21 protein-coding genes are annotated in these 19,742 nt (G+C 34.1%); 20 read left to right on the forward strand and 1 reads right to left on the reverse strand.

Going from position 1 to position 19,742, the window contains the following annotated elements; all coding sequences use genetic code 11:
* Positions 1–47: 47 nt before the first annotated feature.
* The 17 genes from BN2390_RS04015 (at position 48) to BN2390_RS04095 (ending at position 15,475) form a co-directional block, all read left to right on the forward strand.
* Positions 48–755, forward strand: a complete 708-nt coding sequence (locus BN2390_RS04015; protein WP_082238571.1) for a sulfite exporter TauE/SafE family protein — start codon at positions 48–50, stop codon at positions 753–755.
* A gap of 146 nt (positions 756–901) precedes the next feature.
* Positions 902–1,471, forward strand: coding sequence for an RNA polymerase sigma factor (locus tag BN2390_RS04020; protein ID WP_053983065.1), 570 nt, complete (start codon positions 902–904; stop codon positions 1,469–1,471).
* On the forward strand, positions 1,468–2,259 hold the full coding sequence (locus BN2390_RS04025) for a hypothetical protein (RefSeq protein WP_053983066.1): 792 nt from the start codon (positions 1,468–1,470) through the stop codon (positions 2,257–2,259). The genes BN2390_RS04020 and BN2390_RS04025 overlap by 4 nt, the downstream gene beginning before the upstream one ends.
* A 190-nt stretch (positions 2,260–2,449) precedes the next feature.
* Positions 2,450–4,075, forward strand: a complete 1,626-nt coding sequence (locus tag BN2390_RS04030; protein ID WP_053983067.1) for a M3 family oligoendopeptidase — start codon at positions 2,450–2,452, stop codon at positions 4,073–4,075.
* A gap of 156 nt (positions 4,076–4,231) precedes the next feature.
* Positions 4,232–4,741 carry a deoxycytidylate deaminase gene (locus BN2390_RS04035; RefSeq protein ID WP_053983068.1) on the forward strand — a complete coding sequence of 170 codons (510 nt, stop codon included), beginning with the start codon at positions 4,232–4,234 and terminating at the stop codon, positions 4,739–4,741.
* Between the two features lie 80 nt (positions 4,742–4,821).
* Entirely contained in the window at positions 4,822–5,208 is a 387-nt protein-coding gene (locus tag BN2390_RS04040) for a hypothetical protein (RefSeq protein ID WP_053983069.1), read from the forward strand.
* A 23-nt stretch (positions 5,209–5,231) separates the two neighbouring features.
* A complete protein-coding gene (locus BN2390_RS04045; protein WP_053983070.1) occupies positions 5,232–5,705 on the forward strand; it encodes a methylated-DNA--[protein]-cysteine S-methyltransferase in 474 nt (157 codons plus the stop codon).
* 119 nt (positions 5,706–5,824) lie between these two features.
* The gene (locus BN2390_RS04050; protein WP_053983071.1) at positions 5,825–7,513 is read left to right on the forward strand and encodes a S8 family peptidase; all 1,689 of its coding nucleotides are present in this window, start codon (positions 5,825–5,827) and stop codon (positions 7,511–7,513) included.
* Between the two features lie 60 nt (positions 7,514–7,573).
* The gene (locus BN2390_RS04055) at positions 7,574–9,262 is read left to right on the forward strand and encodes a S8 family peptidase (RefSeq protein ID WP_053983072.1); all 1,689 of its coding nucleotides are present in this window, start codon (positions 7,574–7,576) and stop codon (positions 9,260–9,262) included.
* 54 nt (positions 9,263–9,316) lie between these two features.
* Positions 9,317–11,005, forward strand: a complete 1,689-nt coding sequence (locus tag BN2390_RS04060; RefSeq protein WP_053983073.1) for a S8 family peptidase — start codon at positions 9,317–9,319, stop codon at positions 11,003–11,005.
* 154 nt (positions 11,006–11,159) lie between these two features.
* Positions 11,160–11,615, forward strand: coding sequence for a DUF2975 domain-containing protein (locus tag BN2390_RS04065; RefSeq protein WP_053983074.1), 456 nt, complete (start codon positions 11,160–11,162; stop codon positions 11,613–11,615).
* Between the two features lie 14 nt (positions 11,616–11,629).
* Complete coding sequence (locus BN2390_RS04070) at positions 11,630–11,842, forward strand: helix-turn-helix domain-containing protein (RefSeq protein WP_053983075.1); 213 nt, start codon at positions 11,630–11,632, stop codon at positions 11,840–11,842.
* 5 nt (positions 11,843–11,847) lie between these two features.
* Positions 11,848–12,072 (forward strand): DUF3955 domain-containing protein, encoded by a 225-nt coding sequence (locus tag BN2390_RS04075; RefSeq protein ID WP_053983076.1) that lies wholly within the window; start codon positions 11,848–11,850, stop codon positions 12,070–12,072.
* Between the two features lie 19 nt (positions 12,073–12,091).
* Positions 12,092–13,612: a DUF4153 domain-containing protein gene (locus BN2390_RS04080; protein WP_053983077.1), complete on the forward strand. Its 1,521-nt coding sequence runs from the start codon at positions 12,092–12,094 to the stop codon at positions 13,610–13,612.
* Between the two features lie 21 nt (positions 13,613–13,633).
* Positions 13,634–13,948 carry a hypothetical protein gene (locus tag BN2390_RS04085; RefSeq protein ID WP_053983078.1) on the forward strand — a complete coding sequence of 105 codons (315 nt, stop codon included), beginning with the start codon at positions 13,634–13,636 and terminating at the stop codon, positions 13,946–13,948.
* A 131-nt stretch (positions 13,949–14,079) separates the two neighbouring features.
* Positions 14,080–14,571: an RNA polymerase sigma factor gene (locus BN2390_RS04090; protein WP_242847640.1), complete on the forward strand. Its 492-nt coding sequence runs from the start codon at positions 14,080–14,082 to the stop codon at positions 14,569–14,571.
* Positions 14,564–15,475, forward strand: a complete 912-nt coding sequence (locus tag BN2390_RS04095) for a hypothetical protein (protein ID WP_053983079.1) — start codon at positions 14,564–14,566, stop codon at positions 15,473–15,475. Before BN2390_RS04090 ends, BN2390_RS04095 begins: the two co-directional genes overlap by 8 nt.
* Before the next feature lie 68 nt (positions 15,476–15,543).
* Here BN2390_RS04095 and BN2390_RS04100 read toward each other — a convergent pair whose 3' ends face one another.
* Positions 15,544–16,053: a flavin reductase family protein gene (locus tag BN2390_RS04100; RefSeq protein ID WP_053983080.1), complete on the reverse strand. Its 510-nt coding sequence runs from the start codon at positions 16,051–16,053 to the stop codon at positions 15,544–15,546.
* Positions 16,054–16,150: 97 nt separating this feature from the next.
* On the opposite strand from BN2390_RS04100, the gene BN2390_RS04105 reads away from it, so the two are divergent.
* The 3 genes from BN2390_RS04105 (at position 16,151) to BN2390_RS04115 (ending at position 19,736) form a co-directional block, all read left to right on the forward strand.
* Positions 16,151–16,804, forward strand: coding sequence for a site-2 protease family protein (locus BN2390_RS04105; protein ID WP_053983081.1), 654 nt, complete (start codon positions 16,151–16,153; stop codon positions 16,802–16,804).
* Positions 16,805–16,904: 100 nt separating this feature from the next.
* The gene (locus tag BN2390_RS04110; protein WP_053983082.1) at positions 16,905–17,228 is read left to right on the forward strand and encodes a DUF1540 domain-containing protein; all 324 of its coding nucleotides are present in this window, start codon (positions 16,905–16,907) and stop codon (positions 17,226–17,228) included.
* Positions 17,229–17,333: 105 nt separating this feature from the next.
* The gene (locus tag BN2390_RS04115; protein WP_053983083.1) at positions 17,334–19,736 is read left to right on the forward strand and encodes a sensor histidine kinase; all 2,403 of its coding nucleotides are present in this window, start codon (positions 17,334–17,336) and stop codon (positions 19,734–19,736) included.
* The last annotated feature ends 6 nt before the right edge of the window (positions 19,737–19,742 follow it).

Raw genomic sequence — 19,742 nt, forward strand, 5'->3', positions numbered from 1 at the left:
AAATTGGCACAATCTAACTCTAGACATTGAATAAAGGAGTATAGATTGTGAAGACATTTATCTTTTTAGGTATTGTACTATTAACAAATATTATTCAAGGCATAACTGGTTTTGCAGGTACAGTCTTAGCTATGCCATTTTCTATTTTACTACTAGGTATAGATGTAGCTAAACCGCTTTTAAACATTATAACTTTAGTAGCGTGTATACTAATTGTATTTGAATCCTATAAGGATATTGTATGGCAAGAGTTTTTAAAGATGACACTGATTATGTTGGTTGGAGTCTTTGTAGGAGAGTATATCTACACTCTTTTCCCAGTAGATATTTTGCTTACAATTTATGCAGTCTTTATTATAGCTATTGCTTTAAAAGGGATTTTTGTGAAGAAAGAATATGAAGTAAGTGATGCTATCTTGATAGGTGTTATTGTACTAGCGGGTATTGTACATGGTATGTTTCTTTCAGGTGGGCCACTTCTTATTATTTATGCGGTTAAGAAATTACCTAATAAAGGAGAGTTTAGAGCCACATTAGCGCCTGTATGGATTGTGCTGAACACTTATCTACTCATTAAACAATTTATAGGTGGTCTTATAACGCCTAATATTATGACGTTATCTTTATTCGCTCTCCCAGTTTTGATTGTAGCTATTATTATAGGTAAGAAGCTTTACTATAAGATGAGCCAAAAGGCCTTTCTTATGCTCTCTTATATCCTACTTCTAATTTCAGGTATAAGCTTACTCATTTAAAAATAATTGCCCCATTATTGAAGGTATCAATAATGGGGCAATTATTTTTTTTATAAAAACTTTAAGAAAAAATGAACCAAAGGGCGTATACTTGTCTCTATAGTAATAGGTGCACCTAATAAGCGTGAGAAGATGGAGGAAATGAAGTGGATGAAATAGAAATTGTACAAAAGGCAAAACAAGGCGATATGCATGCCTTTGAATTGCTTTTTGAAGGGTATAAGGCAAAGGCTATGCGAACGGTATATTTGATGACAGGTAACCCGCATACAACAGAAGATATTGTACAAGAAGCCTTTACAACGTGCTATTTGTCTCTTCATACCTTGAAGCAGCCAGAGTATTTTAAGACTTGGTTTTTTAAACTTCTAACACGCCTTACATGGAGAACAATGAAAAAGGAAAAAGGTCTTGTACCTACTGATACAATCAATGAGATTATGGAGCTGGCAGATGCCAAAGCCAAAGTAGATATTATGGAGGAGGTACAAGATAGAAACGAAATCTATAGCCAAATCCTTAAGTTAGATTACAAATTACAAACAACAATTATTTTGTATTACTATAATGAACTCACTGTCAAAGAAATAGCAAAGGTGATGGGATGTTTAGAAGGAACAGTTAAATCTAGACTTTATACAGCAAGAAAGCAACTTAAGCTTCATTTGATAGAAGAAGGCAAACAACATAAATCAAAGGAGGCGTATGGGATATGAATAAACAAGAGCAAGACTCAAGAATTAAGCAAGTGCTTACGGATAAAGCAAATGGAATAAATGAAAATGCAGTATCTTTTAGAAAGATACAAGCAGCTATATATGAAAAGGAGCAAAATGAAATGAAACAAGGAAAGTTCTCTTTTAAAAATAAGAAAAAAGCAATGATAGCAAGTTTTTGCTGTATAGCATTACTCTCAGGAAGTCTTATTGCAGGGACCATTGCAAAAAGCTGGATAGGTCATGGAGACCATAGGTATCAAACATTCCCAACAGCACAAAAGGTTCAAAAAGATTTAGGTTTTGTACCTAACTATGTAGAAAGCTTACCAGGGGGATTTGAATTTGTATTTGGTGGAAAGGATGAATCCTCTCTGGTAGATGAACAAGGTAAGTCTATTGTAGATACTAAAGGGATGTCATTATGCTATGCACAACCAGGTAGTAAAGATATGCTCACATTAGGTGTAGAGCAAATACCACAACAATACATGACATATGATCATATGCAAGTATTAGAAAATACTTATAAAGGTTATACATTCTACTTTGATGAGCAAATGTACAAATTCGTTCCAGCAGATTACGTATTAACAGAAGAAGATAAAAATGCACAAGCAGCTGGGACATTGGAAATTAGCTATGGTTCAGATGAAGTAACAATAGAACAAATCCAAAGCATTTGGTGGAATGATGGAGATATTCGCTACTATATTATGGGTAGTGACTTTGGCTTTACATCAGATGAAATGGTAGAGATGGCTCAGGCTGTTATTGATGCAAACTAATTACAGATAGGGCTATGGCAGAAGTAATATTTATAGATCTGAAATAGTAAAAGGGTTATAAGACTAGAGATTACCACTAGTTTTATAGCCCTTTTACTATTTCAACATGTCCAAACCTTAAGAAATCGTAAGTAAAAATGAGGAAAATAAAATGTTACAATTAAGTATGAAAATAGAAGGAGGAGTAATAATGAACAGAATAGTAAATCAAAGTGTTATTGGGGTCATATGTGGCATAATCATTTTTCCATTAATCTTTCCTTTTGGGCATGAGTTACCGCAAGCAGCTAATGAAACGCCACCTGTAATTGATTTAACAGGACTCTATTCATCTAGTGAGGCATGGGAACAAAGTTATAAAGAAGTAACTAAGCAGATTAATACATTATCAGAATATGAAGGTCAGCTTGATGATGAAAATAAATTAGAAGAATGTCTTAAGCTAGATGAGAAGATTAATAAGGACATGGAGAAATTACATGTCTATACCATATTGAAGACCAGTATGGATCAAGCTGATCAACAAGCTATAGCACAAAAGGGCAAAATTCAGCAACTACAAACGGATTATTTTGAAAAGGGTGCATTTCTCATGCAAGACTCTGAAGATGAAGCATACGCTGATGAAGGCGATAACTTTTATATGAGAATGGAGTCTATGTTAGGTCAAATAGATACTGTTTATGAACAAATTTTATATGCTGATAATGATGGAATAAGTGAAGAAGACTATAACCAAAAGCTTAAAAATAGACAATATAGTTTAGCGGCTCTTTATAATATGGAAGTTTCTAAAGAAGTTATCTTTAGCCAAACGCTAGGCTATGACAACATCCTTGCATATCTTACTGAGAAACAAGGGGTTGATGAAGAGGTTTATGAAGTAGCCAAAAGAGAAGTAAAGAAAATGAAACCTTTATTAGAACGTTATATAGAACTAAGTAGCAATATGAATATACATATTTCACCAGAGCAATATACTTATGATCATGTACCAGAATTAATTCAAGAAGCCTACCAAATGTTTGGACCAACATATACAGATATTGCAAAGCAAGCATTTGAAGAGAATTGGATTGATCCTTTTAGAGCACCTCATAAAAGTGAAGGCGCTTTTGCAATAGGTACTTATACAACTCATCCTTATATTGTCTTAAACTATGAAGAGACGCCAGATGGATTAGCTACAGTAGCTCATGAGTTAGGACATGGTATACATTATGAGTTATCAAGAAACAATCAACCTTATGAAAAATGGCAAGCAGATATTTTTGCTGCAGAAATTGCATCAATAGCAGCAGAACAAAGCATTTATAATACTATTTATCAAAATGCAGAAACAACAGAGGAAAAGCAATCTGCTTTAATATTAAAGGCTGAAAGTTTATTTAATACGCTTTTTTATCAGATGACCATTGCAGAGTTTGAGGAGAAGGCTTATAAGCTTGTGGAAAGCGGAGAAACACTAACAGCTGAAACACTTAATAGGATATGGGAAGAAGCAAATAAGGCGTACTACGAAGAAAGTTACTCACAAGAGGCAGCTTGGGCAGGTATTTCACATATCTTTGAAAACTTTTATACATTCCAATATGCAACGGACTTTGTAGCAGCAGAAGCTGTAGTGTCAGAACTTATGAATGGAAATGAAGAAATGCAGAACAAGTGGATCAAGTTCTTACAAAGTGGAGGAGAAAAAGCAGGCTATGAGCTCACTAAAGAAGTACTAGGCATTGACCTAAAAAAACCACAGTACTATGAAAATGTAGCAGCTCAGTTTGAAGCTTGTCTCGATGAGCTTGAGATGATTAGCTAGAAATTGATATGAAGGAAAAAGATGAAAGGCTAAGAATGGAGGAGAGGTCGCTGAAATGACCTCTTTTTTGTATTTTTGATAGTGCAGAATTCATTGGAAATAAAACATGAACGTGGTAGAATAGAGGCAACTTATAACAGATGCGGAGGAAAAATGATGAAAAGACAAGATTACATTTCATGGGATGACTATTTTATGGGTATTGCCCTTCTTGCTGCTAGACGTAGTAAGGACCCAAGTACTCAAGTAGGGGCGTGCATTGTAAGTGGTGATAACTCAGACCATACACGACCAAATACGATTTTAAGTGTAGGATACAATGGGCTTCCAATTGGATGCGAAGATGACCAGTTTCCATGGGGAAGAGAAGGGGATTTCTTAGATACAAAGTATCCATTTGTGGTACATGCAGAGCTTAATGCTATTTTGAATGCACAAGGGAAATCGTTAGTGGGATCTAAATTATATGTAGCACTTTTCCCTTGTAATGAATGTTGTAAAGCAATTATTCAATCGGGTATTAGAGAAGTCATTTATCTTTCAGACAAGTATGCGCAAACGGATGCAGTAAGAGCATCGAAGAAAATGTTTGAAGCAGCAGGTGTGAAGCTAACAAGGTTAGAAACAGCTACTGAGAGTATCAAATTAAAATTTGATGTAGAGTAAGATTTGAGGCTATGGAAGTAGCATTGATGGATGAGTCGTTGAATATGATAGAGTATAAGATCATATAAGGAGAGATGCATATGGGAGACGCCCTAGTTTTTTCTATTATTGCATGTATATGTGGTGGCATTTTTGAAGCAATAGGAGTGACAGCATTTAAGCTAGATCATCCCATTCACTTTTGGTCGGGAACAGTTATAAAAAGTGAAGAGATAACAGACATTAAAGCCTATAATAGAGCTAACGGATGGATGTGGGTAATCTATGGTGCATGCTATATTTTAGCAGGAATAGTAGCCTTTTATAAAATGGCCTATGGTGGTGTCATACTGGGTGTAAGTGCCATGCCTGGGATGTTTGTACTGATGGGAACCTATGTAAGCATCGAGAAGAAATATCGTGTCAAAAAGGCTGAAACAATAGAAGAAAAGCTAAGACGTCAAATGAAAGATGATGCATTCAAATAAGCATAGAAGGTGGTGTACAAAAGATGAAGGTTATACAATACTATCATTCCCCTATTGGACCAATAGGCATTATTGAAGAAGAGCAAGCGATTACCCGTATTCTTTATCCAGGTGAAATACTAGAAGAAGTGGTGAAGGAAGAAGAAACAAGCTTGCTAAAAGAAGCGAAGAAACAAATGGATGCATATTTTGCAAACCAGCTTCAACAATTTGATTTGCCTTTAAGACCAGTAGGTACACCTTTTATGCAAGAGGTATGGAAAGCCCTTTTAGACATCCCTTATGGAGAACTTAGATCTTATAAAGATATTGCTGAGGCAGTAGGAAGAAACAAAGCATACCGTGCAGTAGGTCTTGCCAATAATCGTAATCCTATTCCTATCATCATTCCATGCCATAGAGTTGTTGGAGCTAATGGCAAGCTAGTTGGCTATGGCGGAGGACTTGAAATCAAAGAATATTTAATAGAGTTAGAACAAAAAAGTGTTAGAGATTAAATTCTCTAACACTTTTTTGTATAGAGTTTTTTATTTTAAAATAAAAATAGTTTAGATAAGTATAGTTGTTTAAAGAAACATATATTTAAGTATAAGGAAAATAAGGGAGTTGAAAACCGATGAATAGAGTAGAAGGGAGTAAGGATTATATTATTGAACATCTGTTATCACGAGAAATCTTAAGTGGTCTATACCCTAATATTCAATTTTATACTTTGACACCAAGAATTTCTCACATCGTAGTACCGGAATATGCAAATAAGGAATTAGATGAATTAAGAAAGGCTGGTATAGGTATATTTACACCTATATTATTTGGTCTTGATATAGAAGAGGCGCTAGAAGAGGTAAATATATCATCCTTTCATGAATCACCTCTAGGAGAATTAACAGGAAAAGGTACATTGATAGGTTTTGTGGACACGGGAATTCAATATACCAATCCAATCTTTCAATACGAAGATCGTACAACACGTATTAAATCTATATGGGATCAGAGCATAGAGGGTAATCCACCAATTAATTATGGAATGGAGAACTATGATTTTGGTTCTGTATATACAGAAGAGGATATTAATAAAGCCTTATTAGCTGAGAACCCTTATGAGATAGTACCCTCACAAGATACCAATGGACATGGGACATATCTTGCAGGTGTTGCGGCAGGTAAAGATAGAATAGGAGATACAAGATATATAGGAGGTGCACCCGATGCAGATATTGTTGTAGTTAAGCTAAGAGAGGCTAAGTCGTATCTGAGAGAAGAGAATCTATTACCAGATGAAGTAGCTGCTTACCAAGCTAATGACATTATGGAGGGGATTAACTATTTAGTAAGTGTGGCTATTAATCTCAATAAGCCAATCGTCATTTGTTTAGCTCTAGGGAGTAACCAGGGTGCTCATAATGGTTTAACAATAATAGAGCGCTTTCTAAACAGCTTTGCAGATATCTATAATGTTATCTTGGTATCATCATCAGGAAATGAAGGAAATAAGGCACATCATTATGCTGGTACTATTAAACAAGGGGAGAAACAAGAAATAGAAATTAATGTTGAAGAAGGAGAAAAGGGATTTACAGTTCATTTATGGGCTACAGGTTCAGATAAAATTTCTGTAGGATTTAGAACACCTCTAGGCAATACAATACAAGAAGTTCCTACAATATTTACTGAAGTACAAAGCTTCTCCTTTAATCTAGAAAAGAGTAGAGTGACTTTAGACTATGAATTTCCTAATTTAATTACAGGAAGTCAAAGTGCTGAACTCAAATTTATAAATCCTATAGCTGGAATATGGAAGTTATATATCTACGGAAGCAAGATACTGTTTGAAGAATATGATCTTTGGCTTCCAAGAGAGGAATTTATTAAGCAAGGAACAAGGTTTCTAAGACCAGATCCTCTTACAACAGTAAGTATTCCGTCAACTGCAGAAAAGTTAATAGTTGTGGGGAATTATGATGTATTAAGTAATGGCATCTATCCGTCATCAGGGAGAGGACCGACGACTAATGCAATAATCAAACCAGATATTATAGCTCCTGGCGTAAATATATTAGGACCTAATCTGGATGGGGGATATATACCTATGACAGGAACAGGAGCATCTACGGCGATAACTGTTTCAGCTTGTGCCCTTTTATTACAGTGGGCAATTATAGAAGGTAGGTTTCCTATTATTAATACAAATATAGCTCGCACAATTCTCATTAGAGGAGCAAAAAGGGATGCTAATGTAACTTATCCAAATCCTATAGAGGGATATGGAAAGCTAGATCTAAGAGAAAGCATACAAAATATTTAAGATAAATAATAGAAGCTTAAACATATACTTAAATATAAATGAATGAGGGAGCTGAATGAGATGGAGAGTAGACAAACAACTAGGGATTATATTATACAGCACATTATGTCAGTAGAAGCTCTAAGAACAATATATCCTACAGTTAAATTTTATGAACTAGCCCCTGGGATTTCGCATATAGCAATTTCTGAAGGACAAGAAGCAGAACTCAATAAGATTAAACAAGGAGCTGTCGCAGTATTTACTCCCATATTAATGGGGTTAAATATAAGTGGGGTATTGGAAGAGACAAATATACAGCCCTTTCAACAAGGTTCTTTTATCGAGTTAACAGGTAAGGGTACGATGATAGGATTTGTTGATACGGGTATTCAGTATACTAATAATCTCTTTAAATATGAAGATAATACAACACGTATAAAGGCCATATGGGATCAAACTATAGAAGGCAATCCGCCAATGAATTATGGAGTAGACAACTATGATTTTGGTTCAGTATATATGGAAGAAGACATTAATAGGGCACTAGCTTCTGAAGACCCTTATAGTATTGTACCCTCTAGAGATAGCAATGGACATGGAACCTACTTAGCAGGTGTTGCAGCAGGTAAGGATAGAACAGGTGCGGTAGGCTATACAGGAGGTGCACCTGATGCAGATATTGTTGTTGTCAAATTAAGAGAAGCTAAAGAATATCTAAAAAGAGAAAATTTGTTACAAGAAAATGCTGTGGCGTATGAAGTAAATGATATTATGGAGGGGATTAATTGTCTTATAAAGTTTGCCCATGATTTAGATAAAACCATTGCTATATGTATAGCCCTAGGAAGTAATTATGGTGCCCATAATGGATTGACATTAATAGAAAGGTTTCTGAATGATAAATCCAATGTTTATGATGTTATTCTTGTGTCTTCAGCAGGCAATGAAGGTAACACTTCTCATCATTATTCTAATAGGGTTAAGCAAGGTGAAACGCAAGAGATAGAGATTAATGTTGGTGAAGGTGAAAAGGGAGTTGCATTTGCTATATGGGCTTCTGGTGTAGATAAGCTTGAAGTAGGTTTTAGAACACCATTAGGAAATAATGTAGATGTAGTTCCTATTAATTTCGAAGAAAGACAAGAGTTTAAATTTAATTTAGAAAAAAGTCAGGTTACCATAGATTATGAATTTCCAAATCTCACTACAGGCAGTCAGAGTATAGAGGTGAGACTTGTAAATCCGGTGCCAGGAATATGGCGGCTTTATGTACATGGAAAATATATATTGTCAGGAGATTATAATATATGGCTTCCAAGAGAAGGATTTATAAAAGAAAGTACAAGATTTCTAAGACCAGATCCAGAAACAACGGTTTGTATACCTTCTACTGCAGACAAGGTAATCGTAGTTGGAGGATATGATATAGTAACTCAAGGGATATGTCCATCATCAGGAAGAGGACCTACAACTAGTGAGGTAATTAAACCAGATATTATAGCTCCAGGGGTCAATGTACCAGGACCAGATTTGATAGGGGGATATACAACGAAGACAGGAACGGGAGCAGCGGCAGCGATTACTACAGCAGCCTGTTCATTATTATTGCAATGGGCGGTAGTAGAGCAGAATTTTAATATTATTAATACAAGTATTGCAAAGACTATCTTAATAAGAGGAGCAAAAAGAAGTCCGGGAATAAGTTATCCCAATCCAGTAGAGGGGTATGGAAAATTAGATTTAGAGAGTAGTATTGAGAATGTTTAGAAAAATTTGGTTTAAGCATTAGTATAGATTAATAAATAGGGGGAGTTGAGGTGAATGGAAAGTAGACAGCAAATTAGAGACTATGTAATAGAACATATTATGTCTAAAGATGACTTACAAAGATTATATCCTAATATCAAATTTTACGAAATTGATTCTCGCATTTCCCATATACAAGTCCCAGATAGTGCTAGAGAAGATTTTGAAAGGTTGAAAAAAGGTGCAGTAGCAGCATTTACACCTATACTATTTGGACTAAATATAAGTGAAGTGTTAGGGGAAGTAAATATATTACCTTTTCAGCAACCTGGGTTGTTAGAACTTACAGGGAAAGATATTATGATAGGTTTCATTGATACAGGGATTCAATATACCAATAATCTTTTTCGATATGAGGATGGTACAACAAGAATAAAAGCTATATGGGATCAGACAGTTGATGGAAACCCACCAGTGAATTATGGATTTTATGATTATGACTTTGGATCCGTATATACTGAAGAAGAGATTAATAGAGCACTAGCATCAGATGATCCTTATAGTATTGTACCTTCTAGAGACACCAACGGGCATGGAACGTATTTAGCTGGTATTGCCGCAGGGAAGGACAGGGGAGGAGAAACAACTTATACTGGTGGAGCACCTGATGCGGAACTTGTAGTAGTAAAATTAAGAGGTGCGCAGCAATATCTTAGAGAAGAAAAACTGTTGCCAGAAGAGGTACCAGCTTATCAGGCCAATGATATTATGGAGGGGATTAACTATGTAATAAAATATGCACTTGATAGAGATAAGCAAATTGCAGTATGTCTAGCATTAGGAAGTAATTGGGGAGCACATAATGGCCTTACGATTATTGAAGAATTTTTGAGTAGAAAAGCTAGTGTATATGATGTTATTCTTACTTCGTCGGCAGGGAATGAGGGGAATTTATCTGGTCATTATTCTAATGTCATTAGACAAGGAGAGATGCAAGAAGTAGAGATTAATGTATCAGAAGGTGAAAATGGATTTTTTCTCAATGTATGGACTATGGGAGCTGATAAAATTGCGGTGGGTGTTAAAACACCTTTAGGGAATACTATTAATAAGGTACCGATTAATTTTCTTGAGGTACAAACTTTTACTTTTGCACTAGAGAGAAGTGTAATTACAGTAGATTATGAGATTCCTAACTTGATTACAGGAAGTCAAAGTGTAGAAATGAAGTTTAAGAACCCTACCCCAGGAATATGGAAGATCTATATATATGGAGAAAACATTTTATTCGGTGATTATAATATATGGTTGCCAAGAGAGGGATTTATAAAAGAAGAAACAAGATTTTTAAGACCTAATCCTCAAATAACAGTATGTATTCCATCTACAGCTGAAAAAGTAATAGTAGTAGGTAATTATAATTCGCTGAGCCAAAGTGCTTATCCTTCATCAGGGAGGGGTCCTACAACCAATGCAGTCATCAAACCTGATATTATCGCGCCAGGGGTAAATGTGCCAGGTCCAGATTTATTTGGTGGATATACAACTAAGACGGGAACAGGAGCTTCAACAGCTATAACTGCAGCAGCATGTGCATTGCTACTCCAATGGGCAGTCGTAGAGCAAAATTTTAATATTATTAATACAAATATAGCAAGAACTATTTTAATAAGAGGTGCTAGAAGGAAGCCTAATGTAAGTTATCCAAATACGGCAGAAGGTTACGGTGTGTTAGATTTAAAAAATAGTATACAAAATATTTAATACAAGATAGAGTGTGTAAAAGCAGAGAAATAGGAGGATATTTGAGCCTATTCTCTGCTTTTTTGATTATTATACAATAAAAATATATCGTTTTTCGATAAAAATATATTGAAAATAGAATTAGATAGGTCTATAATCAGTTTGAGGTGATATTATGAAGAATGATAATTTAAGTAAATTTTTGTATGGATTATGTATAGCAGGATTAATTGTACTAACAGGTATGATTGTAGGCTTACCATGGGTTGTGAGATGGTTAGTAAGTCGGGTTAATTTTTATAGTGAGACACATACTATAAGGCTAATGATTTTATTGTATACAACAGGCATACCAGCTTGGATCATACTATGGCAAACCAAAAACTTAGCCCATAATATTATTGAGCGTAATCCTTTTTCAATCGCTAGTAAGAAAAACTTAAAAATAATTAGCCTATGTGCAGTGGTGATTTGCTTGGCATATGGTACAGCTCTTTTATTTATTCCAGTAACTATTAGTATGATTGTTATTGTGGGTGGGGCTTTTATGGTAGCTTTAATTGGTGCTATTTTGTACAAACTAGTAGATGTGGCCATAGAAATACAGGAAGAAAATGAACTTACAATATAGAAGAGGTGATTTACATGGCTATTATCGTAAACTTAGATGTTATGCTTGCCAAGAGGAAGATGAGTATGAATGAGCTTTCGGAGCGAGTAGGTATAACCCTTGCCAATTTATCAGTTCTTAAAAATAATAAAGGCAAGGCTATTCGATTTTCAACATTAGATGCAATTTGCAAAGTGTTAGAGTGCCAACCAGGAGATATACTTGAGTATAAGGAAGATGAGGAGTAATCAAGATGAAACACTATTTAAAGCAATATCAACCAACCTTTATATTAGGGATCATAGATATCATTTGTATTATAACTTTCAATATGAATTCTAGAGTTTTAGAAAATGGTATGTTAGAAGAACCTTTCTTTCTTGTACCTATTATCTGGCTTCTTACAGTGCTCGTTTTAGTGATGGCAGTAGTGACAACAGTAAGATTAGTAATTAAGAAGATAAAATATAATCATTAAGAGAAAAGAGGGGAGTAAGATGTATCAAGAAAGGATGCGCTTAGGAGCAGCACTTATATTAAGTTTTGCACTTAGTGAATTTATTATATTTGGGGGACTTGGGATAGCAGTGCCACTTGTAGTAGGTATTTTTTATACTTTAGTTTTAATACTTGATAAAGATAAGTTAAAGGGTAAGAGATTAACCAAATGGTGTATACCTGTTTTACTTATTACATTATGTTTTCCGTTATTTGATAACGACACCTTGAAGTTTTTTAATCTCATATTACTTTTTATGTTATTGATTATTCATATAAGTGAACTATATAACTTGAATACATATGAACCATACACTATTCAGTGGTTATTGAATCATTGTAGTTTAGGTATCATTAAGCCTTTTGAATGCTTTGGTAAGGCTATACAAGATGTAAAGGTGGAAAATGAACAGATACCAGAGAGTAAGGGGCAATTCATCAAAAAGATTATTATAGGGGTTATAATCAGTATTCCCATACTCTTGATGGCAGGATTTTTGCTTATAAGTGCAGATGCAGCTTTTCAAGGGGTAATGAATTTCTTCTTGGATAAAATAGAAATAGATTTATTTTACATTGTGACACGTGCAACATGTATAAGTCTTCTATTTATTCCTTGTATAGGTTTCTTTAAAAACTTAGAAGAACCTATTGATCAAATAGAAGGACAGAAAGATACATGTGCTGATGCATACGAAGACGATGAAGTAAAGATACAATGGAAATTAAGCACTAAGAAAGTAGATTTTACAATAGGCATGACCGTGTGTACGTTGCTTATAGGACTATATCTTGTTTATTGTATGGCACAACTAAGCTACTTTGTATCTGCTTTTAGAGGGATTTTGCCAAGTGATTTTACCTATTCAGAATATGCGAGAAGAGGTTTCTTTGAAATGTTACCTATAACACTTCTTAATATTGGTATTGTTGCAGGGCTTAATTTAGTTGTACAAGGTAAAGAGGAGAAGAAAAAAGCAAAATGGCTTAAAGGTTATAGTGTATTCTTTATTGGCTTTACCATATTTATCATTTCAACAGCATTTGCAAAGATGATTATGTACATGAGTGAATATGGATTAACTATTAAACGTGTTTACGTCACTTGGTTCTTAATATTAAGTTTACTAAGTATTGTATTGATTGGAATAAGTCTATTTAAATCCCACTTTAGAATCATTAAGAAGTTAATGATTACCTTTATGGTACTTTATATTGGATTAAATTATTGTAATGTAGATTATTTGATAGCGAAGTATAATGGGTATTTATATGAGACACAACAAGTAGAAGTGGAAAGAAGTTTTGATGATTTAAGCTTATCTAGTGTAGGTCCTTTTATAGAAATGAAAAGTAAACATTATAATGATTATATAGAAAGCTACATATGGGAAATAGAATATAAGAATCAGTGGGAGAGCTGGAATTTGGCTAAATACCGTGCAAGTCAGTTGATTCAACAAGAAGGACATACAGTGATAAAAGAGGATAAAAGTATGGATAGGCTAGGCATAGACTAGCTAAACTTAGGAGGGGATATGATGATTAATACTGGGTGGTTAAATGTAGGGAGTTTGATACTTGGATTGATTGCTTGGGGGGCGCCTATTCTAAGTTTGATTCAGTACAAGAAAGCTTCTATAGGAAGATATAGCCTATATGCTGTCATAAGCTTTAGTGCATGTGTGACCTCATTATATATGCAAATACTTTATACGGGTCATCTGATACAAATAAGTGATTGGACAGCACTCCTAGATACCTATGGAGCTATAATAGGTGCTTCATCTATTCTTTTGGTGGTGACAGTTGTAATTAATTTCATTGCATTGGTCTTGTATTTGAGAAAAGAATAAGCGCTTAAAACACATTATATTTTTACTGCTCATAGTAGGAGAAAAATAATGTGTATTTTTTTATCCTACTTTCAACAAAATAGCTGTATTGATTGTATTGTTATTAAAGGGAAAAAATATAAGGAGGTAGGGTGACGAAGAATATGGAGTATACACCGGAAAGAATAACGGATTTATATAATAAATATGTAGATATGGTCTATCGTATATGTTTTATGTTTTTTAAGAATGAGATAGATACTGAGGATGCTGTACAAGCTATTTTTATGAAGGTTATTGAAAAAGAGCCAACGTTTGCAAGCGTAGAACATGAAAAGGCTTGGTTAATTGTTACAGCTCAGAACCACTGTAAAAATCAACTTAAGCATTGGTGGCAAAAGCGTATAGAGTTTGATAGTGCCACCCACGATTCAGTACACCATGATGAGGAAAGTGGAGTGCTTGAATTGGTATTAAAGCTACCTGATAAATTTAAGCTACCCATTTATCTTCATTACTATGAAGGATATAGTACAGATGAAATAGCTCAGATGCTAGACGTAAATGCTTCCACTTTACGGTCTAGATTAAAAAAAGGACGGGAACTACTTAAACTCGGAATAGGAGGAGAAGGCGATGAATGAAAAAGAAATTTATACAAGCTTAGAATGTATTAAGCCTACACAAGAACAAAAAGATAGAATGTTAAACAATATATTAGCACAAGCAAAGCAGAAAAAGGTAGAACCTCAAAAAACTTCAAATGTAGTAAGCTTTAGACCCAGACAATGGATGTATGTAGCAGCAAGCCTTTTAGTTGTTGTAGGGGTTGGAAGTTATGTAGGCAAACAAAGTTTGATGACACCACCAAGCTATATGGAACCAGAGAATCCATCCTATGGTCAGCAAGTAGGCGTGAGAAAGTTTATGAATTATAAGGGCTATCGTTATGTATTTTTAGAAAAGATCCCACAAAATATAGATTTTAGTAGTTTAACCAATCAGTTAGGCCAATTAGAAAGTTTGCTTATATTTGGAGAAACGACAGATACTGCCAAGGAGTATGCCACAACTTTTGCACAAGGGGGAACCATTTGGGAAAGTAAAGATTATAACCCAGACTATCGTGTAATCGTAGAGTATGAAGGGCAATATTATTTATGTGAAAATGTAGGGCGTTCAGATGATACTTATTTTGACCTTGCTCATTTCTTTGAAGCAGCAGATTTTGGTGAACGTGCTTTAGGAATAGAAGTAAGTAGAAGAATAGATGGAATATTTGTTACAGAATTGGATCAACAAACAAGTAAAGCATTGCTAGAAGGCATTAGCAAAAGTAGATTTTTGGAACCAGCTCAGATTCCTTATGAGGAGCTGGCAAGTGATGAGGCAAGAGAGAAAAGCATAACATTAAAGGTACTTTTAAGTGATGAGACTTCTTTAGAAATTTTTGCAACACCGTCGTTAAGGATATTAAGTATAGGTGATAACTATTACCAGATATCAGAAGATGTACAAGAAATTTTTAATAGTATAATACCTTATTAAGAGTAGAAAAGTAGCTCCTCTAGAGTCTTAGATACTAGAGGAGCTACTTGTGTATTACATAAAGTGAATTAAGCTTTTACAAGGACTTTTTCTACTTCTACTACATAGAGTACATGATAATCTTTATTTGGATACCATTTACCATCTAGCTCTGTTTCAATAAAGCATTCAGGTTTAAACTCTTGAGCATATAGCTTTTTGCATACAAGAGCCAGGTTAGCTTCTTCGAAGTAAGGTGTTTCACCTTCGTGAGTAAGTGTTAAGCCAGCTTTAGCAATTTTATCTTCATCTCTACCAGATACTTTACCAAGATAGCCTAACTCTTTTTTAAAGGATTCATCATAGAAAGTAAGAGAAAATCTATCTGAGGCATCTATGAATGTCTTAGTATAACGTTGTGGGCGGATAACAACATAAGCAACATTTTTGCCCCACATAACTCCTAGGCCTCCCCAAGATGCTGTCATTGTATTCGCTTTTCCATTAGCCTGGGCTGTTACAAGCATCCAGTCTTTACCGATAAGTTGAAATGGATTTTTATCTAAGGCTTCTGGTTGGATAGATACAAATTGATTCATGTTAACATCTCCTTTTAATATACATATAGGTATGGTATAACTAATTATAATACATTATGGATGTACTTATGTATAAAAATATTAAAGGGGGATAAAGATGGACAGTGTTTTTGAAGTAGTACAAACGCTTATAGCTGTACTTGTAGCCATTACATTTCATGAGTTTGCGCATGGTTATGTTTCATATAAATTAGGAGATCCAACACCAAAGCAAACAGGAAGATTATCTCTTAATCCCTTTAGACATTTAGATTTTTTAGGGACCATTTGTTTGATGGTTGTTCATTTTGGATGGGCAAAGCCAGTACAAGTTAATCCTAATTACTATAAGAACCCTAAAAAGGGTATGGTGTTAGTAGCTCTAGGTGGGCCAGTGATGAACTTTTTGATTGCTCTTCTTAGTGTATTCTTTATGGGTGTGATATTAAAGGTAACAGGTGGCCAAGTAACGGTAGGTTATATGGGAGATATTATTATCTTTGTGTATGGACTTTTACAGATGTTAGCAATCATTAATTTAAGTTTAGGTATTTTCAACTTGATTCCAATACCACCACTAGATGGCTCCAAAATATTAGGTGCAATCTTGCCACAAGATAAGTATTTTAAATATATGAGGTACGAGCGTTTTGGTTATTTAGCATTGCTACTCATTTTGTCTTTTTATGTATTACGTACACCCCTTAATATGATTATGAGTGGGATGTATGAAGGCATTTGGTTTATAGTAAGTCTTATATTAGGTGTATAGGAGCACAAATATTTTGTAGAATAAATACTGGGCATTGTAACCATACTAGATTTGTACGTATAAACAGTTTCGTAAAATTTAGTTAAGGAGGATTACGCCAATGCCTAAGGTAAGTTGTTCAGTAGAATCGTGTTATTACAATAATTCAAGCGTTTGCCAAGCAGAAAGACTCCAGGTTGGAGGAGAAGGTGCATCTATTACAGAGGCTACCTATTGTGAATCCTATACCAGCAAGCAAAATGCCCGTAATGCCATAGAACAGGTAGGTTATCCTGGACAGACAGAAACGATATGTTGTGACGTGAATACTTGTATGTATAATTCAGGGTGGAAATGTTCTTTAAATGAAATTGAAATAAGTAGCTTGTGTAATGTAAGTAACTATGCTCATACAGACTGTTTAAGTTTTGAAAGGAATAGTTAAAAGGAGGTGTCTTAGGACACCTCTTTTTAATTGACTAATGGTTTTTTAGAATATAGTATATAATTATTAGAAAAAATAAAAATATAACTATTTTGTGGGGAAAATATGAGAAAAGTATTAGAGAGTTTACATCAAGGAATCTGTATACTAGATCAGGATAGTAAGATTAAATTTGTAAATAAAGCTTTTAGTGACCAAGTACACTTATCACATCAAGATATTGAAAATAAACAAAAGGATGAAGCTTTTAGATTTACAGATGACAGGAAATATTTAATTATAAAAGATGAATATGGATGTGTAGACCATTTAAGTATTAAATATATAGATGAATTTTTTGAAGGTGAACAAGTAAAGTATATGATCATTGAAGAATGCCAGTATAAGCAAGAAAGAGACATGTTTGAGGCCTATTTTAATCGACTACCTTTCTTGGCGGGCATTAAAGATATAGAAGGTAGATATCTTTTTATCAATGATCAATGTATAGAAGTATCTAAAACATTATCAGATGTAGATACTAGGGAGGAAATATTAGGCAAGACAGATTTAGAACTATGGAATACTCAATATGGCCTTCAGCTAAAAGAGAAAGAAGAAATGGTAATACAAAATAAGTGTCCAATAACGTATGATGAAGAAGCTATCATAGGAGAAGAAACGATTTATTTTCATGTGACTAGAAATTATATCCCAGATGCCCGGGGAGATGTAAAGTACCTTATTGGTTCTAAGATAGATAGAAGTTATGAGTATGGGATGGAACAACGATTGGAAAAGAGCTATGAGCAAATGTCTACGTTAAAGAGTATTTTAAACGATACGGACAATGCCTTAGTTGTACTAGATAATGTAAAACAAGAGATGATGCAACAATTAAATGCAGAGTATATAAGTATTCTAACCTATGATGAAAAAAATGGAATAGTTGGTTCACGAATAAAGTATGGTTCAAAATACTGGAGAGAAGAAGAAGATTTTAAAGGCGTAAAAATTGCATGGGCAGATGTTAAAGATAAACAGTTTTGGGGACTTAAATATATAGATGAAGTGGAGCGTAATAATAGGAAGAAAGAAAAATACGAAAGATACGATTTAAGGATATCAGGAATAATCTATGAAGCGGCATATCCTCTAGTGTATCAAGATGAAATACTAGGAGTCCTTTCTTTTGGATATAGAGATGCAATACATATACCTAAGGATCTAGATACTTTTATAGAAGTTCTTGTCAGACATATAAGCGTATTGCTTAAAAATGCTAGTTTAGCAGAAATGATTAAAAATGTACTTAGAGAAAATAATTTAACTAAAGAAGAGATGCACTGTATTATTAATAATGGGGTAGATGTAATAAGTATTATTGGCCTAGATGGGATAGTTAAGAAAGTAAATAGAGGTTATCGTGAAGTATTGAAATGGGAAGAAGAAAAGATAATAGGGGAACACTGTGATCAGCTAGTACATCCTCATGATATGCCATTATTTGAGGAATGGGCAAGAAGATGTTTACGACAAGAAAATGTTGAACCTTTTACATGTAGGATTCAATGTGGAGATGGTGTATATAAATGGATACAGTGGAAAGCTAAAATATTAGAAGAAAATGATCTAATTATAGCCATGGGAAGAGATGTTACGAAAGAACGACAATTAGAAGAAGCAAAATTAGAGTATGAAAGAGCGTTGCAAATGGAAACTCTTAAAAACGAATTTTTTGCTAATATGTCTCATGAATTTAAAACGCCAATTAATATTGTACTCTCTATGATGCAGCTCATGGGAAAAAATATAGAGGATGGAAGTATTAAGTATAATAAAGGAGTAAACTTAGATAAGCATATAAAGATTGTTAAACAAAATGCTTATAGATTATTAAGGCTTGTCAATAACTTAATTGATATGACACGTATAGATGCGGGATACTATAAGATGAATTTTGAAAATCATAACATCATTAGTATTGTAGAAGATATTACCATGTCTGTAGCAGAGTATACTGAAGAAAAAGGTATTAACCTTGTTTTTGATACACAGGAGGAAGAGGTTATCCTTGCGTGTGATCCAGATAAGATAGAACGTATTATGTTGAATCTACTTTCTAATGCAGTTAAAGCAATGACAAGAGACAAACAAATAGAGCGAGGCCTGAAAATCGAAGTAGATATAAAGGTAGAAAAAGAAAATGTTTATATTTATGTAAAAGACAATGGTACTGGTATCCCTAAAGAAAAGCTACAAGATATATTTACAAGGTTTGTACAGATTGAAGACAGTCTTACAAGAAAATCAGAAGGAAGTGGAATAGGATTAGCTTTAGTTAAATCACTTGTCGAAATGCATAGAGGTGAGATATATGTAGAAAGTGAAGAAGGTATAGGAACAAGCTTCTGGTTTAGCTTACCTATTAGACAAGAGGCCAATGTAAATGTTATAGGTGATCCTACTATTGGTAATAAAATTGAAAAATGTGTAATTGAGTTTTCAGATGTATATAGCATCCATTAGTGGGTA

Origin of the sequence: Niameybacter massiliensis, assembly GCF_001282685.1 — a bacterium.
Lineage (GTDB): Bacteria > Bacillota > Clostridia > Lachnospirales > Cellulosilyticaceae > Holtiella > Holtiella tumoricola.